This window comes from Dactylosporangium sp. NPDC000521 (assembly GCF_042898305.1).
In the GTDB taxonomy this organism is placed as follows: domain Bacteria; phylum Actinomycetota; class Actinomycetes; order Mycobacteriales; family Micromonosporaceae; genus Dactylosporangium.
In genome coordinates this window covers 49,845-70,806 of sequence record NZ_JBIAYW010000028.1, presented here as the reverse complement: position 1 = coordinate 70,806, position 20,962 = coordinate 49,845, and the positions used below count along the sequence as shown (strand labels likewise).

At 73.7% G+C, this 20,962-nt stretch carries 12 protein-coding genes and 1 pseudogene; 3 read left to right on the top strand and 10 right to left on the bottom strand.

The genetic code is table 11. The features are described 5' to 3' along the window. Positions 1-4: 4 nt before the first annotated feature. The 4 genes and pseudogenes from ACFY3L_RS47980 to dacB form a co-directional block, all read right to left on the bottom strand. On the bottom strand, positions 5-1,624 hold the full coding sequence (locus tag ACFY3L_RS47980) for a gamma-glutamyltransferase family protein (protein ID WP_389340442.1): 1,620 nt from the start codon (positions 1,622-1,624) through the stop codon (positions 5-7). 9 nt (positions 1,625-1,633) lie between these two features. Beyond that, positions 1,634-2,602, bottom strand: coding sequence for a tRNA lysidine(34) synthetase TilS (tilS, locus tag ACFY3L_RS47975; protein ID WP_389340440.1), 969 nt, complete (start codon positions 2,600-2,602; stop codon positions 1,634-1,636). Between the two features lie 410 nt (positions 2,603-3,012). Further along, positions 3,013-4,056 (bottom strand): annotated as a pseudogene (locus ACFY3L_RS47970) (zinc-dependent metalloprotease); the annotation flags it as partial. A gap of 71 nt (positions 4,057-4,127) precedes the next feature. Continuing rightward, positions 4,128-5,543 carry a D-alanyl-D-alanine carboxypeptidase/D-alanyl-D-alanine-endopeptidase gene (gene dacB / locus ACFY3L_RS47965; RefSeq protein ID WP_389340438.1) on the bottom strand — a complete coding sequence of 472 codons (1,416 nt, stop codon included), beginning with the start codon at positions 5,541-5,543 and terminating at the stop codon, positions 4,128-4,130. 60 nt (positions 5,544-5,603) lie between these two features. Here dacB and ACFY3L_RS47960 point away from each other — a divergent pair, with 60 nt between their 5' ends. Next, on the top strand, positions 5,604-6,143 hold the full coding sequence (locus ACFY3L_RS47960; RefSeq protein ID WP_389340436.1) for an inorganic diphosphatase: 540 nt from the start codon (positions 5,604-5,606) through the stop codon (positions 6,141-6,143). 621 nt (positions 6,144-6,764) lie between these two features. Here the strand turns inward: ACFY3L_RS47960 and eccCa are convergent. Continuing rightward, positions 6,765-10,847, bottom strand: coding sequence for a type VII secretion protein EccCa (eccCa, locus tag ACFY3L_RS47955; protein WP_389340434.1), 4,083 nt, complete (start codon positions 10,845-10,847; stop codon positions 6,765-6,767). A gap of 129 nt (positions 10,848-10,976) precedes the next feature. Here eccCa and eccD point away from each other — a divergent pair, with 129 nt between their 5' ends. Together eccD and ACFY3L_RS47945 are read left to right on the top strand one after the other, a co-directional pair. Next, entirely contained in the window at positions 10,977-12,311 is a 1,335-nt protein-coding gene (gene eccD, locus ACFY3L_RS47950) for a type VII secretion integral membrane protein EccD (protein ID WP_389340432.1), read from the top strand. A 794-nt stretch (positions 12,312-13,105) separates the two neighbouring features. Then, a complete protein-coding gene (locus ACFY3L_RS47945) occupies positions 13,106-14,443 on the top strand; it encodes a S8 family serine peptidase (protein ID WP_389340430.1) in 1,338 nt (445 codons plus the stop codon). A gap of 264 nt (positions 14,444-14,707) precedes the next feature. On the opposite strand, the gene ACFY3L_RS47940 is transcribed toward ACFY3L_RS47945, so the two are convergent. The 5 genes from ACFY3L_RS47940 to ACFY3L_RS47920 all read right to left on the bottom strand — a co-directional run bounded on the left by ACFY3L_RS47940 (position 14,708) and on the right by ACFY3L_RS47920 (position 19,278). Then, on the bottom strand, positions 14,708-15,892 hold the full coding sequence (locus ACFY3L_RS47940; RefSeq protein WP_389340428.1) for a MarP family serine protease: 1,185 nt from the start codon (positions 15,890-15,892) through the stop codon (positions 14,708-14,710). Between the two features lie 4 nt (positions 15,893-15,896). Then, positions 15,897-16,550, bottom strand: a complete 654-nt coding sequence (locus ACFY3L_RS47935; protein WP_389340426.1) for an NUDIX hydrolase — start codon at positions 16,548-16,550, stop codon at positions 15,897-15,899. After that, entirely contained in the window at positions 16,547-17,149 is a 603-nt protein-coding gene (locus ACFY3L_RS47930; RefSeq protein WP_389340424.1) for a TlpA family protein disulfide reductase, read from the bottom strand. Before ACFY3L_RS47930 ends, ACFY3L_RS47935 begins: the two co-directional genes overlap by 4 nt. Then, positions 17,146-17,829 carry an endonuclease III gene (nth, locus tag ACFY3L_RS47925; RefSeq protein ID WP_389340512.1) on the bottom strand — a complete coding sequence of 228 codons (684 nt, stop codon included), beginning with the start codon at positions 17,827-17,829 and terminating at the stop codon, positions 17,146-17,148. The genes ACFY3L_RS47930 and nth overlap by 4 nt, the downstream gene beginning before the upstream one ends. Positions 17,830-18,078: 249 nt before the next feature. After that, on the bottom strand, positions 18,079-19,278 hold the full coding sequence (locus tag ACFY3L_RS47920; RefSeq protein ID WP_389340510.1) for a CapA family protein: 1,200 nt from the start codon (positions 19,276-19,278) through the stop codon (positions 18,079-18,081). Positions 19,279-20,962 lie beyond the last annotated feature (1,684 nt).

Sequence of the window (20,962 nt, the reverse complement as noted above, 5' to 3'; positions counted from 1 at the left end):
GCCATTAATAGCCCAGCGCCGCGCCGTCGGCCCGCGGCTCGGAGCCCGCCACATACCCGGACGGTGTGCGCCAGATCGCCTGTCCGTAGCCGAACGCGCCCTGCTCGTCGACGATGCGCACCCGGTGACCGCGCCGTCGCAGATCGTCCGCGGCGCCGGCCAGGCCCGGCTCTAGCCGCACGTCCAGCCCCGCGTGCCAGTACCAGCGCGGACGGTCGAGCGACGCCTGGGGATCGAGCAGGTCGTCGACGGTCGACCGGACCACCTGGACGTGGCCCTGTGGCTGCATGTGGCCGCCCATCACACCGAACGGCCCGACCGGCGCCGCGTCCCTGGTCAGGAAGCCGGGAATGATCGTGTGGAACGGCCGCCGGCACGGACCGGCCTCGTTCGGGTGACCTTCGGCGAGCGCGAACCCGGCGCCCCGGTTCTGCAGGCTGAAGCCGGTGCCCGGCACGACCACGTGCGAGCCGAAGCCCATGTAGTTCGACTGGATCAGGCTCACCATGCGGCCTTCGGCGTCAGCGGTACAGAGGTAGACCGTCCCGCCTCGCGCAGGGTCACCGGGCGGGTGCTCCGCGGCGTCCTCGCCGATCAGCGCCCGTCGCTCCGCCAGGTAGTCAGGATCCAAGAGCCGCGGCTCATGTACGACCAGCGAAGGGTCGCCCACATACGCGTGAGCGTCGGCGAAGCCCAGCTTGACGGCCTCGATCTGCCGGTGCAGGTCACCGTCGCCACCGGCACCGAAGCCGTCGAGGATGCCGAGCGCCTGCAGCGCCACGATGCCCTGGCCGTTCGGCGGCAGCTCCCAGACGTCGTGTCCGCGGTACCGGACGGACAGCGGCTCGACCCACAGTGACGCGTGCTCCGCCAGATCGGCCTCCCGCAGCAGCCCGCCGGTCCGCTCGGCGAACGCCACCACCCGCTCGGCCAGCTCGCCGCGGTAGAACGCGGCACCGCCGGTGGCCGCGATCGAACGCAGCGTGCGGGCGGCGTCCGGGTTGCTGAACCTCTCCCCCGCCCGCGGCGCCCGGCCGCCGACCGTGAAGACGCGGCTCCACTCGGCGAACTCCTCGCCGGCCAGCCCCGCGTGGACGGTCTCGACCGCGCGGTCCCAGTGGTGCGCGACGGTCGGCGAGACCCCGTAGCCGTGCTCGGCGTAGGCGATCGCGTCGTCGAACAGGTCCGCGAACGGCAGCGACCCGAAGCGTTCATGCAGGTCACGCCAGCCCGCCGGGGCGCCGGGCACGGTCACGGGCAGCCAGCCGCGGTCCGGCATGACCCGCGCCGCGACGGCCTGCGCGCCGCCGAGCGCGGAGGCGGCCCGGGCGGACGGCGCGCGCTCGACGACGAGGTCCCGGGTCAGCAGCGCCGGCGACCGGCCGGATGCGTTCAGCCCGTGCAGCCGCTCACCGTCCCACACCAGCGCGAACAGGTCACTGCCGATGTCGTTGGACCCCGGCTGCAGCACCGTCAGCGCCACGGCGGTCGCGATCGCCGCGTCGACGGCGTTGCCGCCCCGGCGCAGCGCCGCCAGTCCGGCCGACGCCGCGAGCGGCTGGGTGGTCGCCACGACACCGCGCGGCGCGTACACCGGCCGGCGCGAATGCAGATCCTTCGACATCTGTGGATCTTACGTGATCCGCCGCAGCCGGCCGCCCTGGCGGGCGACCCGCAGGCCACCCGGCAGCGCCGCGGGCCCCTGCCCGTGCCAGTCGGTGACCAGCGCGTCCATGGCGACCACGTGCCGGTGGGAGAGCGCCCCGCCGGACACCCCGAGCCGCCGCGCCCACGAGTGCAGCACCCGCGTGCGGACCGGCGGCGGGAGCCGCTCCAGCTGGGCGACGTCGAGCTCGTCCGCCCCCGTCGCCGCCTTGTCGAACGCGTCCGACGCCAGCTCGTCGAGGTGGGCGGTGTCCGCCGCGATCAGCCCCGCCGTGCGGGCCAGATTGTCGATCACCGCCGGCCCGAGCGCCGCCACCAGCGGCCTGACCCGCGACCTGGCGAACGCATGATCCGAGTTGTGCGGGTCCTCCCACGGCGTCAGCCCCGCCACCTCGCACGCGGCCCTGGTGTCGGCCCGCGTCACGTCCAGCAGCGGCCGGGCCAGCACCACCCCGTGCCGCTCCCGCCTGGCCGGCATCCCCGCGAGCCCGCGTGGCCCCGCACCCCTGGTCAGCGCCAGCAGCACCGTCTCGGCCTGGTCGTCCCGGGTGTGGCCGAGCAGGACCAGCGCCGCCCGGTGCGCCTTCGCCGCGGCGACCAGCGCCGCATACCGCGCGTTGCGGGCGGACGCCTCAGGCCCGCCCGGCCCGGCCACCTTGACCGTCCGCACGTCCACCGGGTCGAACTCGTGGTCTCTCGCCCACGCCGCGAGCCTCGCGGCGCGCTCCCCCGACCCCGCCTGCAGGCCGTGGTCGACGGTCACCAGTCCGCAGCGCACCCGCAGCCGGGCGGTGACGAACCTGGCCGCCACCGCCAGCGCCAGCGAGTCGGCACCGCCGGAGCAGGCGACCAGCACCATCTCACCCGGCGCCACGTCACCCAGGCCACGCCGGACCGCGGCACGCACCGCCGCCATGGCCGGCGGGAGCGCGGCCACCTCGATCAGCCGGTGGCGTCGGGCTTGGCCGGCCGCTCCTGCGCGTCCTCGCCCTCTGATAATGCCTGGTCGCCGCCCGGCTTGGCGACCAGCGGCTCCACCTCGGCAGGCTCCGCCTCGGCGTCCTCGACGGTCCCTTCCGCCGATCCGGGCGTCTCCGCCGCCGTCGTCGCGGGCGTGACCGGAGTCGTGGCCGCTTCCGCGGGCAGGCCCGCGACCTCGGTGGCCTCCGCGATCCCCGCCTCCGCCGGCGCCGTCTCGGCGGGCTCCGCCACCGTCGGCACGGGCGCCGGGGGCGCCTCGACCACACCGGCCTTCGCGGGCGAGCCCTCCGTCGCCGGGGGCGCCACGGCAGCAGCCGCCGCCGGCGGGGCGGGCGGGGTGACCATGGGCCGGTGCAGCGCGCTCGCCCCGTGCACCCGCACCACCCAGGCGTCGGGGTCGCCGAGCTCGTCGAGCCTCGGGATGGTCAGCGGCGACTGCCAGATCTTGTTGAAGCCTTCCATGCCGACGCGCTCCACGACCGCGTGGACGAACTTGCGGCCCTCGGCATACTGGCGCATCTTCACGTCGATGCCGAGCAGCTTGCGCAGCACCCGGTCGAGCGGGTTGGCGGCCGCCTCGCGACGCCGGTTGAACTTGGCCCGGATGTCCTCCACCGACGGCACCACGTCAGGGCCGACGCCGTCCATGACGAACTCGGCGTGCCCCTCCAGGATGGTCATCAGGGCGGTGAGCCGGTCGAGCACGGCCCGCTGACCGGGCGTCTGGACCAGGTCGAGCACCGAGATCTTGCTGTTGGGGTCGCGGACCACGTCGGCGAGGGCGCCGATGCCGCGCCGCAGCCGCTCGGCGAGCTGGTCCTGGTTGAGCTGCGACGCGTCCACGAACGCGCCGACCTCGCCCAGGAAGTAGCCCCGCATCCAGGGCACGGCGGTGAACTGGACCCGGTGGGTGACCTCGTGCAGGCACACCCAGAGCCGGAAGTCGCGCGGGTCGGCGCCGAGCCGGCGCTCCGCCTCGACGATGTTGGGGGCGACCAGGAGCAGCTGGCCGGGGTCCACGGAGAACACCTCGTACTGCCCGAGGACCTTGCCCGACAGGTAGGCCAGCACGGTGCCGGCCTGCACGCCGGTGAACCGTGACCCGATCGCGCTGGCGACCGGCCCCGGCTGCTTGCCGCCGGCGAGCCGCTCCGCGAGCGGCTGGATCACCTGCCGCAGGCCCTCGATGTTGGTCGCCGCCCAGTCGCGGCGGTCGACGATCCGCACCGGCGGCGCGAGCAGCTTCGTGCGCAGACCGGTGAAGGAGCTGACATGCTCGGTCGCCTCGTCCGCCAGCCCCCGAAGGTTGGTGACTGCGGCGGCGGCCTCCTCGTAGGACACGGCAGGGCCGCTCTTGCCCAACGCCGCGGCGGTTGCAGCGGCCAGATCCCAATCGACGAACTGCGCCATGCACCCACCGTACCCGCGCCCGACCATCAGCTGCTGAGAAGACCCGGAGTCGACCCGTGGCGACGGGTCGACTACCGACAGCCACAGGCAGCGAGCGCGGCGGCCACCCGGTCGAGCGCCACCACGGCCTTGTCCCGGTCGGTGGTCGCGTCGGCCATGAACGCGAAGGCAAGCGTCCGCCCGTCGGCGTCCACGACGATGCCGGCCAGCGAGTTGACCCCCGTGAGCGTGCCCGTCTTGGCCCGGACCAGGCCTGCCGCGCCCGCCCCTTCCTGCGGTTTGGTGAACCGTCCGGTGAGGGTCCCGCTGTACCCGGCGACCGGGAGCCCGCTGAAGATGCCGTGCAGGTCGGCCCGGTCGGAGCGGGCCGCCATCGCCAGCAGCGTGGTCAGCAGCGCCGGGGACAACCGGTCGTTGCGGGAGAACCCGCTGCCGTCGACCAGCCCGTACCCGGTCACGGGCACGTTCAGCTCCTCCAGCACCATCCGCATCGCGGCGGCGGCGCCCTCGAACGACGCGGGCTGGTTCTTGGCGAGCGCGACCTGCCTGGCCAGGATGTCGGCGAGCACGTTGTCGCTCTGCAGCAGCATGGACTCGACGAGCCGCACCATCGGCGCCGACTCGACCTTGCCGAGTTCCTTGGCACCGGCCGGCGCGGTGCCTGCGACGGCCGCGGTGGCCGGCAGGCCGAGCATCCTGGCGAACGCCTGCGCCGCCTGCACGTCCGGCTGCGGGTACCGCTTCGCGTACTGGCTGCTGTTGGGCCGGCCGCCCTCGGTCATCAGCGGGGTGATCACCGCGCCGGACCCTTCGGTGGTCGCGTCGGCGTCCCAACCGGGTCCGATGCCGGAACCGGTGAAGAGGGACATGTCGTACACAACCTTGGTCGGCGCCGTGTCGCCCAGCGACTTCTTCACCTGAGCGGCGAGGTCGTCGAGCCGAGCGGCACCTGGGTAATACGGAGTCTGGAACACCGCGAGGGTCGGGTCGCCGCCGCCGATCAGCACGACCTCGCCGGGCTGCGCGCCGGCCACGACGCGGGTCGGGATGCGGTACGCGGGCCCACGCGCGGCGAGCGCCGCCACGGCCGTCACGACCTTCGTCGTCGACGCCGGCGTCATGGCCGCGTCGGGCTCCGAGGAGTAGAGGACCTGCCCCGTCGCCACGTCCACGACGGAGGCGGTGATGTGCGGGCCGAGCGCGGGCGCGGCGAGCAGCGACCCGATGGCGGCCTTCACCCCGTCCGGCGACGGCAGGGGGGCCTGGCTGTCCATCGCCGCCAGCACCGCCGGCGGCAGCTCCGGAGTGACACCGGCGGTCCACTTGGCCTGTTCGTCCGACCCCACGAGTCCCAGCAGGCGGATGGTCTGGGGCCCGGCGTACACCGAACCGAGCGCGGCGACGAGCGCCACGACCAGCGCCACGGCCGCGACGACAGTGCCCAGCTGTGGTCTTTCCCTCGCCAACCGACCCTCCCCGTTCTTCATTGTGGTGCTGTCAGGGAGACTAATGGTCGGCGCAGCGGTGCGAGGGTGAGGAGTCATCAGATGGACTTCGACGTGACGGTCGAAATCCCGAAAGGTCAACGCAACAAGTACGAGGTTGACCATGCGACCGGCCGGATCCGGCTCGACAGGACGCTGTTCACCTCGACGCAGTACCCGGCCGACTACGGCTTCATCGAGGGCACGCTCGGCCAGGACGAGGACCCGCTCGACGCGCTGGTGCTGGTCCAGGCGCCGACGTTCCCGGGCTGCCTGATCCGCTCGCGGGCGATCGGCATGTTCCGGATGACGGACGAGAAGGGTGGCGACGACAAGGTCCTCTGCGTGCCGGCCGACGACCCGCGCCTGGAGCACCTTCGCGACATCCACCACCTCGGCGAGTTCGACCGGCTGGAGATCCAGCACTTCTTCGAGGTCTACAAGGACCTGGAGCCGGGCAAGAGCGTCGAGGGCGCGACGTGGGTGGGGCGGGTCGAAGCCGAGGCCGAGATCGCCGCTTCCCGCAAGCGCTACCAGGATGCGGTCGCCGACGGCAGCTACCACGACCCGGGTGTCGCGCCCACCGCACACCCGACCGAGTAATCCCTTCGCCCGCCTCGACGCGCGGAACTCAACCCTCCCGCGTCGACGGGCGAAACTCAGCCCGCGTCGGCGGGCGGACCTTCGGCGGACGAACTCGGCTTCCGCCTCGACGCACCGGGGCCCTGCGTCGAGGCGTGCAACGTGACCCGCGTCGACGCGCGGAAACCGGGGCCGCGTCGACGTGCGGTGCCGGCCCCGTCGACGTGTGCGATGAACGTCGACGGGGGTTGACCTCGACGACGGGCGCACTCAACCCGCATCGACGCGCGGACTCAGCCCTCGCGTCGATGCGGAACCAGCCCCCCGCCGGCCCGCGGAACTGCGCCCGCGCCGGCGCGACCGACGGCGACCCGCGCCGGGGGTTCCTGAAAGCAGGGTCGACGCCCGAAGCTCAGCCCGTCTCGACGCGAAGCTGAGCCTGCGTCGACGCCCGAAGCTCGGACCAACTCGGCGCGGAACCGAGCCCGTGTCGACGTCTGGACCTCGGCCCGTCTCGACGCGAAGCTGAGCCTGCGTCGACGCCCGAAGCTCGGATCGTCGCGGCGCGGAACCGAGCCCGCGTCAACGCCCGAAGCTCGGACCAACTCGGCGCGGAACCGAGCCCGTGTCGACGTCTGGACCTCAGCCCGTCTCGACGTGCGCGACCTGCACCAGGCGCGCACCGTCGCGGCGGGTGACCAGCCAGCCCCGTCCAGGCGGCAGCGGGCCGGGACGGAGGTTGCCGAGCAGCGCACCCTCCTCCCGGTCCCCGGACAGCAGCAGCCCGGGCGACGAGAGCTCCCGCAGCCGCTGCAGCACCGGCTCGAACAGTGCCCGCGCGGCGCCGCCGCTGCGCCGGGCCACGACCAGGTGCAGGCCGATGTCGCGAGCCTGGGCGAGGTACGGCAGCAGCGGCTCGAGCGGATTGCCCGACCCGAGGGCGACCAGGTCGTAGTCGTCGACCAGCACGAAGCACTCCGGCCCGGTCCACCAGCCGCGGCTGCGCAGCTGCTCCTGGGTCACGCCGGGGCCGGGCAGCCGCCGCTGCATGTAGGAGGCGACCGAGGCGATCAGCTCCTCGGTCTCCTGCGCGCCGGTGCCGTCGCCGATGAGGTGTTCGGTGCTCACCGCGCCGAGCAGGCTGCGCCGGTGGTCGACGAGCACGATCCGCGCCTCCTCGGGCGTGAACCGCTCGGTGATCGTCGCGGCCAGCCCGCGCAGCAGCGTGGACTTGCCCGACCCGGCGTCGCCGAAGATCAGCAGGTGCGGCTCCGCGCCGAAGTCGACCAACGCCGGGCGCAAGTCCGACTCGGCGATGCCGACCGGCAGGTCCAGCGGCTCGCCGGACTCGGCGGCGGCCGTCATCGCCGCGTGCGACACCAGGCTCGGCAGCAGCCGCACGCGCGGCGCCGGCGGGCCGTCCCACGCCGCCGCGACCGCCCTGACCAGGCCCGCCTGGTCACCGCCGGCGAGGGAGGGCAACGCGACCAGGAGATGCAGCCCTTCGGCGGTGACACCTCGGCCGGGCGACTCCTTCGGCACGTTCGCCGCGGCCTTGCGCGAGGCGTGCGAGTCGCTGTCGTCGCCGAGGCGCAGCTCGATCCGGGAGCCGAGCAGATCGCGCAGCGCCGGCCGGAAGTCCATCCACCGCGAAGCGGACGCGGCCACATGGATGCCGTATGAGAGGCCACGGGTCGCGATGTCGGTGATCGCGCCCTCGAGGTCCTCGTACTCGCCGCGAACGGTCGCCCATCCGTCGATCACCAGGAACACGTCACCCCACGGATCGCCGCCCCACAGAACATCGCCTGACGAACTGCCACCCGACGGGAGCTCGCCTGACGAGAGCTCTCCCGGCGGGACGTCACCCGACGGGCCACTGCCTGACGAGACATCACCCGACAGGCCGCCGTCCGGCGGGCCTCCGGCCGCGGCGCCGGCCCGGTGGCGCCGATATGTGGCCATACTGTCGATGCCGGCCGCTGCGAACCGCCGCTCCCGATCGGTGAGCAGCGCCGCGACCTCACCGACAGTGCGGCGGACCGCGGCCGGGTCGAGCCTGCCCGCGACCCCGCCGACGTGCGGGAGGTCGCGGAGCCCGAGCAGCTGCCCGCCGCCGAAGTCGAGGCAGTACACCTGGATCTCGGCCGGCGTGTGGGTCAGTGCGAGCGCCGCGATCAGCGTGCGCAGCGCCACCGACTTGCCGCTCTGCGTGCCGCCGACGACGGCGACATGACCGTTGGCGCTGTCGAGGTTGAGCCACAGCACCTCGCGGCGCTGCACCAACGGCTTGTCGACGACCGCGACCGGCACCTGCAACGCCCCGCGCAACCGGGGGTCGGTGACCGACAGCCCGCGCCCCGGCTCGGGTGCGACCGGGCCGAGCAGCTCGTCCAGCGGCGGCGACGCGTTGAGCGGCGGCAGCCACACCTGGTGCGCGGGGACGCCCTGCCCGACCAGCCGGTCGACCAGGATGTCGAGCAGGCTCGAGGCGGAGACCGGCTCGTCGGCCGCGTCGGGCCGCGCCACCGGCGGGGGCACGAACCGTGTGTCATACGCCGTGACCCGCCGCCCGTCGCCGTCGGCACCCGGCCTGCGCCGCCGCCGGTGCGCGCCCGACACGTACGCCGCCTTGAACCTGGTCAGCGGCTCGGTGCCGGCCTTCAGGTAGCCGTGCCCCGGCGATCGCGGCAGCTCATAGGCATCGGGAACACCGAGCACCGTGCGCGACTCCAGCGACGAGAACGTCCGCAGCCCGATCCGATACGACAAGTGCGTGTCGAGCCCGCGCAGCCGCCCCTCCTCGAGCCGCTGCGACGCCAGCAGCAGGTGCACGCCCAGCGACCGGCCGACCCGCCCGATCTGCACGAACAGGTCGATGAACTCGGGCTTCGCCTCCAGCAGCTCGCTGAACTCGTCGCAGATCACCAGCAGGCTCGGCAGCGGCGCGAGCGGCGCCCCACCGGCGCGGGCCCGCTCGTAGTCGCGGAGCGAGTCGTAGTCGCCCGCGCGCCGCAGCACCTCCTGCCGCCGCACGACCTCACCGTTGATCGCGTCGGTCATGCGGTCGACCAGCGGCAGCTCCGCCTCCAGATTGGTGATGAACGCGGCGACGTGCGGCAGCCGATCCAGCCGCGCGAACGTCGCGCCGCCCTTGAAGTCGATCAGCACGAAATTGAGCGTCTCCGACGAGTGCGTCGCGGCCAGGCCCAGCACCAGCGTGCGCAACAGCTCCGACTTGCCGGACCCGGTCGCGCCGATGAGCAGCCCGTGCGGCCCCATCCCGTCCTGCGCGGACTCCTTCAGGTCGAGCTCCACCGGCTGCCCCTGCGGCCCCACCCCGATCGGCACCCGCAGCCGGTCCCGGTGCGGGCGCGGCGCCCACGCCCTCGCCACGTCGAGCGACCACGGGTCGTCCAGCGCCAGCAGCGCGGCAAGGTCGGCGCCGGCGTCTCCTCTGGCGCTTTCCTCGTCGGTACGACCAGCGACCGCCAGCCGCAAGGGTGCCAACCGGCGGGCGATCGCTTCGACCTCGGCGGCGGCGAGCGCGTCGGGCACGCCGATGGACTCGCCCGGCGCCACGGGGTCGCCGCCGGCCGGCACGGACGTCGTCACCAGCCGGCCGCCGGACGGGTCCAGCACGATCGCGGTCCGATCGGGCAGCCGCGCCGGCGCGCCGCCCAGGTCGATCAGGGTGACCCCGTCGACACCGCCGTCGGTGCCGAAGTGGGCGCTGCCGGCGAGGTCCCCGCCGTCGAGCACGACGACGATGTGCGGCGCCGCGCGCTGCGTCGCCGCCCGGTCGGGCGCGAACCTCCCCCGGTTTGCGAGCAGGTCGTCGAGGAGCCCTTCCAGCTCGACGGCAGAGCCGGCGACGAGCCGGACCGGCCCGACCGCGTCCGTGCGGGTCGGGTGCATCGCGTGCGGCAACCACTTCGTCCACTCCCACCGATCCCGGCGGTCCGCCGCGGCGCACACGGCCACCAGCAGGTCTTCCGGCGCATGGAACACCACCAGTTGCGCGAGCACGGCTCGTACCAACGCTGCCGACGCCTCATCGGGAGCCTCGGCGCTCAGATGGATGCGGGCGAAGCTGCGCAGCGAGATCGCGACCGGCAGATCGGGCACCACCGAGCAGGCGTCGAGGAAGCGGCGCAGCGCCCCGGCCGTCAGCGGCTCCAGATCCTCCAGCGGCCCCGTCAGGGGTGGGTGCAGCGGCGTCGCCAGGGTCTGCGGACCGACCGCCACGCGCACGACCGCGAAGTCACCGTCGGCCGGGCGGCGCTCCCACAGCCGGAAGCTGTCCACCGTCGACCACAGCGAACCCGGATCGGGATGCCGGTAATGCAGGCCGGTGCGCTGCTTCTCCGCCGTGTCGCGGACCTGTCGCCGCAGCGATGCGAGGTGGCGCAGATAGTCACGGCGCGCCGCCATCATCTGAGCCTTCTTGGGCCCGCTGCCCGCGCCGGCCGAGGTCAGCAGCATGCCCAGCGTCGAGAAGCCGAAGACCGCCCCGATCACGTAGGAATAGGTGCCGCCGTCACGCCCGGCGAACAGCAGCGCGGTCGCCAGCGTGCCGGTCAGCATGGGCACCACCTGGACCATCTGCTGCCAGCGCGACGCCGGCGCCGGCGGGATCTCGGGCGGCGCCTGGACAACCAGCTCACCGCTCGGGATCTCGGGCGCGGGGCGCCGAGGCAACCGATTGACGACGATCGTGCTCACGCCAGGCACTGTAAGACCTGCACGAGCGTCGTGGGACGAGGTTGTATCGAGAGTTACATCTCAGTCACACAACGTGCGATTCGAGGTCGCGGGGCGCCATCGCGGCATCGATCGTGGTACCCCTGAGGCATGCCCGCAGCATCCCCCGGCCTGGCCCGCGTGACGATCAATTCGCCCCAGCGGCGCGTCGACGTCGCGCTGCCCGACGCCGTCCCGCTGGCCGAGCTGCTGCCCGAGTTGCTGCAGCACGCGGGGGTCGGCCTCGCCGACGACGGGGAGCGGCACGGCGGCTGGCTCCTGCGCCGTGGCGACGGCACCGCGCTGTCCACCACCGCCGGCCTGGCCGGTCAGGAGGTCCGCGACGGCGCCGTCCTCCACCTGGTCCCGGCCCGATCGAGCTGGCCTGATCCCGAGTTCGACGACGTGGTCGACGCGATCGCCGCCGGCGCCCGTCGCCAGGGCGTCGCCTGGAGCCCGGCCGCGACGCGGGCCGCCGCGCTCACCGCCGCCGGCGCCGGCCTGGCCGCCGTCCTCGTCGCCACGGTCCGTGGTGACCTGCCGCTGGTCGCGGCGGTCACCGCGCTGGTCCTCGTCCTCACCGGCACCGTCGCGTCCAGGGCCTATGGCGACGCGCTGACCGGCGCGGTCGTCGCCGCGTCAGGGCTGCCGTTCGCGGCCACGTTCGGCTGGCTCGGCGCCCCGCCGTTCACCGACGCAGCCGGGCGCACGCTGCTGGCCTCCACGGCGCTCCTCGTCGCCTCGCTGCTCGCCGGCGCCGGCGTCGCACACCTGCTCCGGCTCTTCGTCGCCGCGGCGACCGCCGCGCTGCTCGGCGCCGGCGGCGCGTTCCTCGCCGTGCAGCTGCGCCCAGCCGCCGCGGCCGCCATCGTCCTCGCGGTCGTCGTGGCCGGCGTCGCGGGCACCCCGCTGCTCGCCATCAGGCTGGGCAAGCTGCCAATGCCGGTCGTCGCCCTTCCCGGCGACCTCACCGCGACCGGCGCGGGCCTCGGCACGCCACCGGACCGCGACCGCGTCTTCGCGGCCGTCGCCCGCACCGACGAGATGCTCACCGGCATGCTGCTGGGCTCGGCCCTCGTCGCGGGCGTCGCCGCAGCCGTGCTCACCCACTCCCGTGACGTTTCCGGCCTGGTACTGGTCGCGGTAGCCGGCGTGGCGCTGATGCTGCGCGCCCGGATGTTCGTCACGGTGCGCCACCGCGCGCCGTTACTCGCGGCGGGCGGGTGCGCCCTGGTCATGCTGGCCTTGTCCGCTCCGCCGGGGGCGGTGCTGACGTCGCTGATCGCGGCGGCGGCACTGGGCACCGCGCTGGCGGGCGCACGGGCGGCGTTACGACCGTTGTCGCCGTACGCGGGCCGCGCCGCCGACATCCTCGACATCCTCTGCCTGGTGTCGGTGATCCCGCTGGCCTGCGCCGTCCTGGGCTTCTATGGGCTCCTCCGGTGAGACGCATCGCCTTCGTCCGGCCTGCTGTCGCGAGGACGCGGCGGCTGCGCGGACCAGCATGCTGCACGGCCAACGGGCGGCGCGGACCGACGAGCGGCGCGGACCAGCGGACGGCACGGACCAACGGGCGGCGCGGACCGACGAGCGGCACGGACCAGCGGACGGCACGGACCGACGGGCGGCGCGGACCGACGGACGGCACGGACCGACGAGCGGCACGGACCGACGGACGGCACGGACCGACGAGCGGCACGGACCGACGGACGGCGCGGACCGACGGACGGCGCGGACCGACGAGCCGATGGGCGGCGCGGACCAACGGGCGGCGCAGACCAACGAACCAACGGGCGGCGCGGACCAAAGGGGCCAACGGGCGGCATGGGCCAACGGGCCGCTGACTTGAGGATGCAGCGGCGTGAGGTGCAACGACCTGTACGGGGGCACTGCTATCAGGACGCAACGGGCGTACCGACGCTTCTGGTGTCGGAACGCAACGGGCCGCGCGGGTCGCTGACGTGGGGGCGTGCGGCTCAACGAGGCTTCTGATGTGAGGGCGCACCGGCATCCGTGAACTCCTCGGACAAGGACGTGACCCGCGCCGGCTGGGCTCGTGACGTGAGTTCGCTCCGGTCGCTCGCGTACGGGACGCATCCGCCTCTTTGGGCTCCGAGCGAATACCCGCGCCGGGTCGCGTGATCGAATCGAAATTGGTTCTTGGGGGGACGTTTAGCGGCTGGTTAAGAATTTGCCGGGACGGTCAGGATGGCTGACAGACCCTGTCGGCGCAGTCCAGAATGGGTGACATCGCACCCGTTTCCCTCTTCCGCGCCGCCGCCCGTGGCCTCGTTACGGCGGTCTTCGCGCTGCTGGTTTGCCTGGTCGCGGCGCAGCCGGCCGAGGCTGATCAGGCCCGGTCGGCGCAGTGGCAGCTCAACGCGCTCGGTGCCAAGGGGGCGTGGAAGGTGTCGACGGGCAGCGGGGTGATCGTGGCGGTCCTCGACAGCGGGGTCGACGCGAAGCATCCCGATCTCGCGGGGCAGGTGCTGCCGGGCGTGGACCTCGTCGACGGCGGTGACGGGCGGGTCGATCCGGTCGGGCACGGCACGACGGTCGCGGGGCTGATCGCGGGGCGGGCCGACGACAACTCCGGGGTGACGGGCGTCGCGCCGGGGGCGAAGATCCTGCCGGTGCGGGTGCTGGACAGGTCGAACAAGTACGACGACCCCGAAGTCGTCGCCAAGGGTGTGCGGTGGGCGGTCGACCACGGGGCGAAGGTGCTCAACCTGTCGCTCGGCGGCGCGCTGCGCAGCGACGCGATCGCCGAGGCCCTGCGGTACGCGGCGGCGCACGACGTCGTCGTCGTGGCCTGCACGGGCAACGTGGCGACGGACCCGTCGATCCACGAGGTCTGGTACCCGGCCCGCGAGCCCGGTGTCGTCGCCGTTGCCGGCCTGAGCGGCGGAGGCGCCGCGCAGCCGAGCACGAAGCCGACGCCGTCCCCGTCCGCCAGCGGCACGGGCGGCAGGGCTGCGGGTGGGGCGGGCGGCTTGTGGGCCGGCTCGTTGACGGGGCCGGAGACGGTGCTGACCGCGCCCGCCGACAATCTCACCGGCGCCAGGCCCGGCGGCGGGTACTGGCAGGTGCAGGGCACCAGCTTCGCCGCGCCGCTGGTGGCTGCGACGGCGTCGCTGGTGAGGGCGAAGTACCCGACGATGAGCGCCGCGAATGTGATCAACCGGTTGATCGGCACGGCGAAGGATCTGGGGCCGGCGGGGCGGGACGACGAGTTCGGGTTCGGCGAGGTCGATCCGCTGGCGGCGCTGCGGGAGCCGGTGGCCGAGGTGGTGGCGAACCCGCTGACCGTCGCACCGCCGAAGGCCGAGACCGGGAAGCCTGCCGAGGGCGGGGCGTCGCCGAGGGAAGAGGCCGTCGAGTTGCCGCGGGAAGGCGGCGCCGCGCCGCTGCCGGCCAGCGAGGCGGCCGGTCTGGCCGGGCCCCGGCAGGCGGCGGGCAGGAGCGCGCCGGTCGGGTCGAGCGTCACCGTCGGGCTGCTGGCGATGCTGCTGATCCTCGCCGCCGGCGCCGCCGGAGTCGTGGCCCATCACCGAGCCAGGCACTCCAAGCGCTTCTGACGCCGGCGCCCGACCCAGCGCCACCGCCAGACCACCGGCCACGCCGCCGACCCAGCGCCGCCGACCCAGCGCCGCCGACCCATGAGCCGCCACCGACCCATGAGCCGCCACCGACCCATGAGCCGCCACCGACACATGAGCCGCCGCCGCCGAACTCGTCAATCCTGCGGTCGGATCACGCGACCCGGCAACGCGGAAGCGGGCGGTCCGGGTGCTGGCGCTGGTGGAGGGCGGAGGCAGCGCCGTACAGGCGGCGGCAAGGCATCAGGCGCACTTCCCGGTGCCCGTGGGGTCGGTGTGGGTCTTGCCCGCGTCGGCGACGACCGCTGCCTCGTCGGCGGTGATGGCGAAGCCCGTGTTCTGGTCGTCGGCGGCGGCGGCGAAGATGACGCCCAGGACAGTGCCGTCGGGGGAGACGAGCGGGCCGCCGGAGTTGCCGCTGCGGACCAGGGCGCGGATCGTGTAGATCTCGCGGGTGACCTTGCCGTCCTCGTAGATGTCGGGGCCGGTGATGTTGCGGTGCTCGCGGATGCGGGCGGACTGGGCGTTGTACGGCCCGTCCAGCGGGTAGCCGATCACGATGGCGTCGGCGTTGGTCTCGGCCTTCTTCGTGGCGAACGGCATGATCGGGGCGTTCAGCCCCTTGACGTAGAGGACGGCGAGGTCGCGGTCCGGGTCGTACGCGACGACGACCGCCTTCTTCTGGGAGCCGTTGACCTCGACGGTGGTGGACTTCGTGCCCGCGACGACGTGGGCGTTGGTCATGACGCGGTCGGTGGCGTAGACGAAGCCGGAGCCCTCGATGCGGCGCGAGCAGCTCTGCGCGACGCCGCGGACCTTGACGACGGAGCGCTCCGACTTCTTCACCAGCTCGGAGCCGGCGAGCTTCGGGTCGGGCGCCTCGACCTCGCGGACGCGGGTCGGCGAGAGGCCGTCGAACACGTCGGGGAAGCCGCGCGTGTCGACCGTGTCGCGCAGCGCCTCGGACAGCTGGTCGGCCTGCGAGGGCATGAGCTTGTCGACGCCGTTGAGGATGAACGAGTTGCTCACCGAGCGGGCCAGCCACGGCAGCGACGACTGGCTCAGCGGCGCGGCGACGAGCCAGACCACGACGAGGACGGCGATGACGGAGACGATCGCGCCGCCGGCGTTGTCGAGGCCCTGCGCGGTGCGGTTGACGATCGCCGTGCGCAGCCGGTTGCCGACGAAGCTGGCGAGGGCCTGACCGGCGACCGCGAGCCCGAAGACCGCCGCCAGCGAGATGACGACCCGGATCGGGTCGTCGTCGAAGTGTTCGGCCACGAGCGGCCCGAGGCGCAGTCCGAGCAGCGCACCGCCGAAGAACCCGGCGAAGGACAGCAGACCAACGAGGAACCCCTGGCGGTAGCCGTTGACGGCGAACATCACCACGAGGAGCACAAGGACGATATCGATCACGCTGCCAGACACGCATTCAGCCTACGGGGGCGGCACCAGGTGCCGGCAGTTCCTCAACCCGGTCTGTGTGCCACTCAACCGCCCATCCGCCGAGTTCCAGCAGCGTGGAGACCACGCCGGCGGTAAATCCCCACACCAGCATGTCGTGTATCCGAAACGCGGGACCGATCCATCCGCTCGGGTGACGCACGCGGAGACGGTTCGCCGGGTCGACCAGGTCGCGGATCGGCAGGCGCTCGACCCGGGCCACCTCGGCCGGATCGGCGGGCCCGACGAGATGTGGCGAACGCCACCATGCGACCACCGGCGTGACCAGGAAGTTGCTCACCGGGATCCACAGCGTCGGCAGGGTCGTGATCACCTCGACGCTGGCCGGGTCGAGCCCGACCTCCTCCTCCGCCTCGCGGAGCGCGCACGCGATCGTGTCGGCGTCGGTCGGGTCGACCGCGCCGCCCGGGAACGCGGGCTGGCCCGCGTGGTTACGCATCGTCGCGGCGCGCTGCAGCATCAGGATGTCGGGGCCGCTCTCCTCCTGCTCGCCGAACAGCACCAGCACCGCGCTCTGCCGCTGCCCCTCGCCTTCGGGGGTCGGCAGCCGCGTGAAGTCGCCCGCCGAAGTGTCCTCCAGGCGGGTCAGCAACGGTTTCAGCCAGTCGGGAAGATCGCTCACGGCCCCACCTCGATCCTCAGGTACTGTGCCGTGAGGGCGCGGATCTTCTCCTCGTCGAGGGCTTCTCCCTGGTACGTGTAGACCACCCGTCCCCCCGGCGCGACGAACAGCGTGGCCGGCAGCGCGTTGGAGATCGGCTTGCCCACCGCCTGGCTCAACGCGATCGAGAACTGCTGGTCGCGGTCCTCCAGCATCGGGAATGTCAGCTTCTTGTCGTCGATCACCGACTGGGCGGCGCTCCGCGAGTCCTTGACGACCACGCCGACGACCCGGACCTTGTCGCCGGCCGCCGTCACGAACCGCTGGAACGCGGGCAGCTCCGTGCGGCACGGCTCGCAGTACGACCCCCAGAGATTGATGATCGTCGGCGCGTTGCCGAGCAGCGACGCGTCGATGTAGCGACCACCGTCGAAGCACTTGACGGCCATCGCGGGCAGTGGCTTGCCGTCCGCGGACGCGGCGGCGGGCGACCCGACGGAGGTCAGGCACGGCGGCCCCGTCGGCACCGCGGCGACGTCTTCGGCTGCGGGTGCTTCGCCGGTGCAGGCGGACAAGGCGAACAGGGCGGCCGCGAGCAGCCCGGTGAGCAGGCGCCTCATGAGGCGAGCGCCAACTCGGTCAGCTCGGCGACCCGTGGGCCCTTCAACAGGCCGATCGCCGCTTCGAGATTCGTTTCGCCTATCCCGTACGAGGGGCAGTCGCGCCGCAGCGTGCAGGCACCGCACGCCGGTCTGCGGGCGTGACAGACCCGGCGCCCGTGGAAGATCACCCGGTGCGACAGCATGGTCCAGTCGCGGCGCTCGATCAGCGCCCCTACCGCGAACTCGATCTTCACCGGGTCTGTCTCCGTGGTCCAGTGCCAGCGCTGGGTGAGCCGCTGGAAATGTGTGTCGACGGTGATGCCGGGCACGCCGAACGCGTTGCCGAGGATCACGTTGGCGGTCTTGCGCCCGATCCCGGGCAGCGCGACGAGCTCGTCGAGCGTGCCGGGCACCTGCCCGTCGTGCCGCTCGACCAGCGCCTGCCCCAGCTTCATCAGCGAGTCGGTCTTGTTGCGGAAGAACCCGAGCGGCACGAGCATGTCCTGCATCTCGGTCCGGTCGGCGGCCGCGTACGCGGCGGCGTCCGGGTAGCGCGCGAACAGCTTCGGGGTCACCTGGTTGACCCGCACGTCGGTGGTCTGCGCGGACAGGATCGTCGCGACGGCGAGCTCCAGCGGGGTGCTGAAATCCAGCTCGCAGTGTGCGTCGGGATGGATCGTCGCGAGTGCCCGCCCCATCCTGCGGGCACGCCGCTTCAGCCCCAGCGCAGTCTCAGTCACGCTCCGACTCTACGTCGCCGCGCCACGGCGGCCTGCCCAGCGGGTCCGTCGCGACACCGACCGGCTCAGCATCCACCGCGGCGGCGGCTCAGCGGTCGTCGCGGCAGCGGCTCAGCGTCCACCACGGCGGCTCAGGAGCCGTCGTGGCGGCGGCTCAGTGGTGCCGTGCGGCGCCGACCGGGTTGGCGGCGCCGCGCCGGACCAGGGTCAGCCCGCCGGCTGCGTAATGGTCCCGTCGGCGGCGATCTTGGCCCCCGTGGATGGGAAGTCCTGCTTCGTCAGGTTGGAGACGAACGGGATCGCCTGCTTCTTCGGGTCCGGCTTCGGCAGGCCCGGCGCCACCATGTACGTCGCGGTCAGTGATCCGCTCTTGAAGGTGCCGTCGCCGGTCATCGTCACCTTGAGCACCCCGCCGATGCCGACGGTGCCGTTGTAGCTCAGCGCCTTGTAGCCGGCGAAGTTGCCGAGGCTGTACGCGATCAGCCGGCCCTTGTAGAACTCCATCGCCCGCATCACGTGCGGGCCGTGCCCGACGACCAGGTCGGCGCCGGCGTCGATCACCCTGTGCGCGAACGCGATCGTGTCGCACCGGTTCTCCCCCAGGAAGAACTCCGTGCCGGGCTTGGTGTGCGTCTTGTCGGAGCCCTCCGCGCCCTGGTGGACCTGCACGACGACCAGGTCGGCCTTGGTCGCGGCCTCCTTGATGATCGTCTCCGCCGCGTCGAGGTCGCTGCACAGGTTCGACCACTTGTATGACGCGAACCCGACGACCGCGATCTTCACGCCCTTCGCCTCGCCGACCGAGATCATCCCGGGCCAGCCGGTGTACTTGATCCCGGCGCCGTCGAGGGCCTTCTGCGAGTTCTTGTACCCGACCTCGCCGAAGTCGTAGGCGTGGTTGTTCGCCATGGTCATCATGTGGAACCCGGCGTCCTTGAGGTTGCTGACGTAGCCCGGCGGCGTCCGGAACGCGAAGCACGTCTTGCCGGCCGACTCCGCGGAGCACTTGCCGACGCCCGTGTCCTCGGTCAGCACCTGCTCCAGGTTGCCCATCTGGAAGTCCGCGGTCAGGAACTCCTTGACCGGGTCGAAGAACCCCTTGCCGTTGTTGGGCGGCAGCCCGCCCGGCGCCATGCCCATCACGATGTCGCCGGTGGCGGTCATCGTGACCTCCTGCCCGGCCGCCCCGGCCGCCGCCGGCGCGGACGTGCCGCCGCCCGGCGTGCTCGCCTTGTCGCCCGGCTGCGCGACCGCCGGCTGGCTCTTGCCCGGTGCCGGGTCGTCACCGCTCAGGAACGTCGCCGCTCCCGCCGTCCCGGCCCCGATCACCAGCGCCGCGAGCGCACCCAGGATGATCGCCGTCCGGCGGCCGCCGCCGCTCTTCGGCTCCGGCGCCTCCCCCGGCAGCGGCAGCTTCCGCCGCCCGGCCCGCTCCTCGGGCTGGTACGCCTGCGCCGCGAACAGATCATCCGGGCCGCGGGTCGCCCCCGGGTCCGGCGCCCGCGTGGCGCTGTAGACCGGCCCTGCCGCCCGGGCACCGTAGACCGGCCCCGAGGACTGCCCCGCGCCGAAGGTCTGGCCGGAGGCTCCGTCGTTGTAGCTGGGTCCTTCGCCGTACGCGGTTCCTTCGCCGTACAACGGACCGCTCACCGCGCCACCCGAGGCCCGCAGCCCGGCGTCGCGGAACGTGCCCGTGGCCTGCGGGTGCGGCTCCCTGAGCGGCCCCGTCGGCGGCCCGTCCCGGAGCGCGCCGGCCTGCGGGCCGCCGTCGCGGAACGCCCCGGTCGCCTGCGGGTCAGCGTCGCGGAAGGTCCCGCTCGCCGGCGGGCGGCCGTCGCGGAACGTGCCGGTGGCCTGCGGGTCGCCGTCGCGGAACGTCCCGGTCGCGGGCGGGCGGCCCTCCCGGAAACTCGCCTGCGGGTCAGCGTCGCGGAACGTGCCGGTCGCCTGCGGGTCGCCGTCACGGAACGTCCCCGTCGCGGGCGGGCGGCCCTCCCGGAACGAGCCGGTGGCCTGCGGGTCAGCGTCGCGGAAGGTGCCGGTCGGCTCGGCGCCGGGGACGGCGGCGGCGCCGTACGTGCCGCTCACCGGCCTGGCGCTGCCCCGGACCTGGCCCGTGGCCTGCGCGCCCGGGTCGAACACCGGACCTGACGGCTGCGCACTCCCCCGGACCGGGCCGGTGGGCTGACCGCCGGTCTCGAACATGGACCCGGACGGCTGCGCGCTCCCGCGGACCTGACCGGTGGGCTGGCCGCCCGGGTCGAACGCGGCGCCCGACGGCTGCGCGCTGCCCCGGACCTGGCCCGTGGACTGCGCGGCCGGGTCGAACCGGGCGCCGGGCGGCTGGGCGCCGCCCCGCCCCTGAGAGCCCGCGTCGAACGGCGGCGACGACGGCGAGGCCGAGCCCCGCACCGGGGGCGGGCCGTCGTAGCCGGCCGGCGCGGCACCCCGCGGCGGGGCGGCCGGGTCGAACAGGGATCCGGCCGGCGTAGCGCTCCCCCGGACCTGGCCGGTGCCCTGCGCACCCCCGCCGAAGGCCGGACCGGAGGTCTCGGGGTCACGAGGCTGCCCGGCCCGGGACTGCGGGCCGTGAGCATCGTCGGGCGCCCACGCGCTGCTGGGAGGCTGCGTCGCCCGGAAGTCGCCGCCACGCAGCTCGCCACCCTGCGGGTCGCCGGGGCGAGGATCGCCAGAACGGGGGTCCACAGCGCGAGGATCGCCAGAACGGGGATCCGCAGCGCGAGGATCGCCGGAGCGGGTGTCGGCGCGCCAGGCGGCCGTCGCGGGCTCGGCACCACGGCCGTCGCCGCCCCAGACGGCGGCACCGGCGTCGGCGCCCCAGGCGGCCGTCCCAGGCTCAGCACCCCAAGCCGCGGGCTCGGCACTCCGCGAACCCGCACCCCGCCCGTCACCGCGACCAGCGGCCCAGTCGGCACCCCCTGGCCCAGCGGCCCGGTCATCGCCGGCAGGCGCGGCGCCCCGGCCGCCACCACGACCAGCGGCCCCAGCGGCCCAGTCATCCGCCCCAGGCGCGGCCCCGCGACCAGCGGCGGGACCGGGAGCCCCGGCCGCCCAGTCGTCGTCCCAGGCG

Bases quoted from the DNA above. Each gene is read 5' to 3' on its own strand.
- ACFY3L_RS47960 (WP_389340436.1), top strand. From the start codon at position 5,604: ATGGACTTCGACGTGACGGTCGAAATCCCGAAAGGTCAACGCAACAAG.
- ACFY3L_RS47980 (WP_389340442.1), bottom strand. From the start codon at position 1,624: ATGTCGAAGGATCTGCATTCGCGCCGGCCGGTGTACGCGCCGCGCGGT.
- nth (WP_389340512.1), bottom strand. From the start codon at position 17,829: ATGGGGCGGGCACTCGCGACGATCCATCCCGACGCACACTGCGAGCTG.
- ACFY3L_RS47945 (WP_389340430.1), top strand. From the start codon at position 13,106: ATGGGTGACATCGCACCCGTTTCCCTCTTCCGCGCCGCCGCCCGTGGC.
- dacB (WP_389340438.1), bottom strand. From the start codon at position 5,543: ATGAAGAACGGGGAGGGTCGGTTGGCGAGGGAAAGACCACAGCTGGGC.
- eccD (WP_389340432.1), top strand. From the start codon at position 10,977: ATGCCCGCAGCATCCCCCGGCCTGGCCCGCGTGACGATCAATTCGCCC.
- ACFY3L_RS47930 (WP_389340424.1), bottom strand. From the start codon at position 17,149: ATGAGGCGCCTGCTCACCGGGCTGCTCGCGGCCGCCCTGTTCGCCTTG.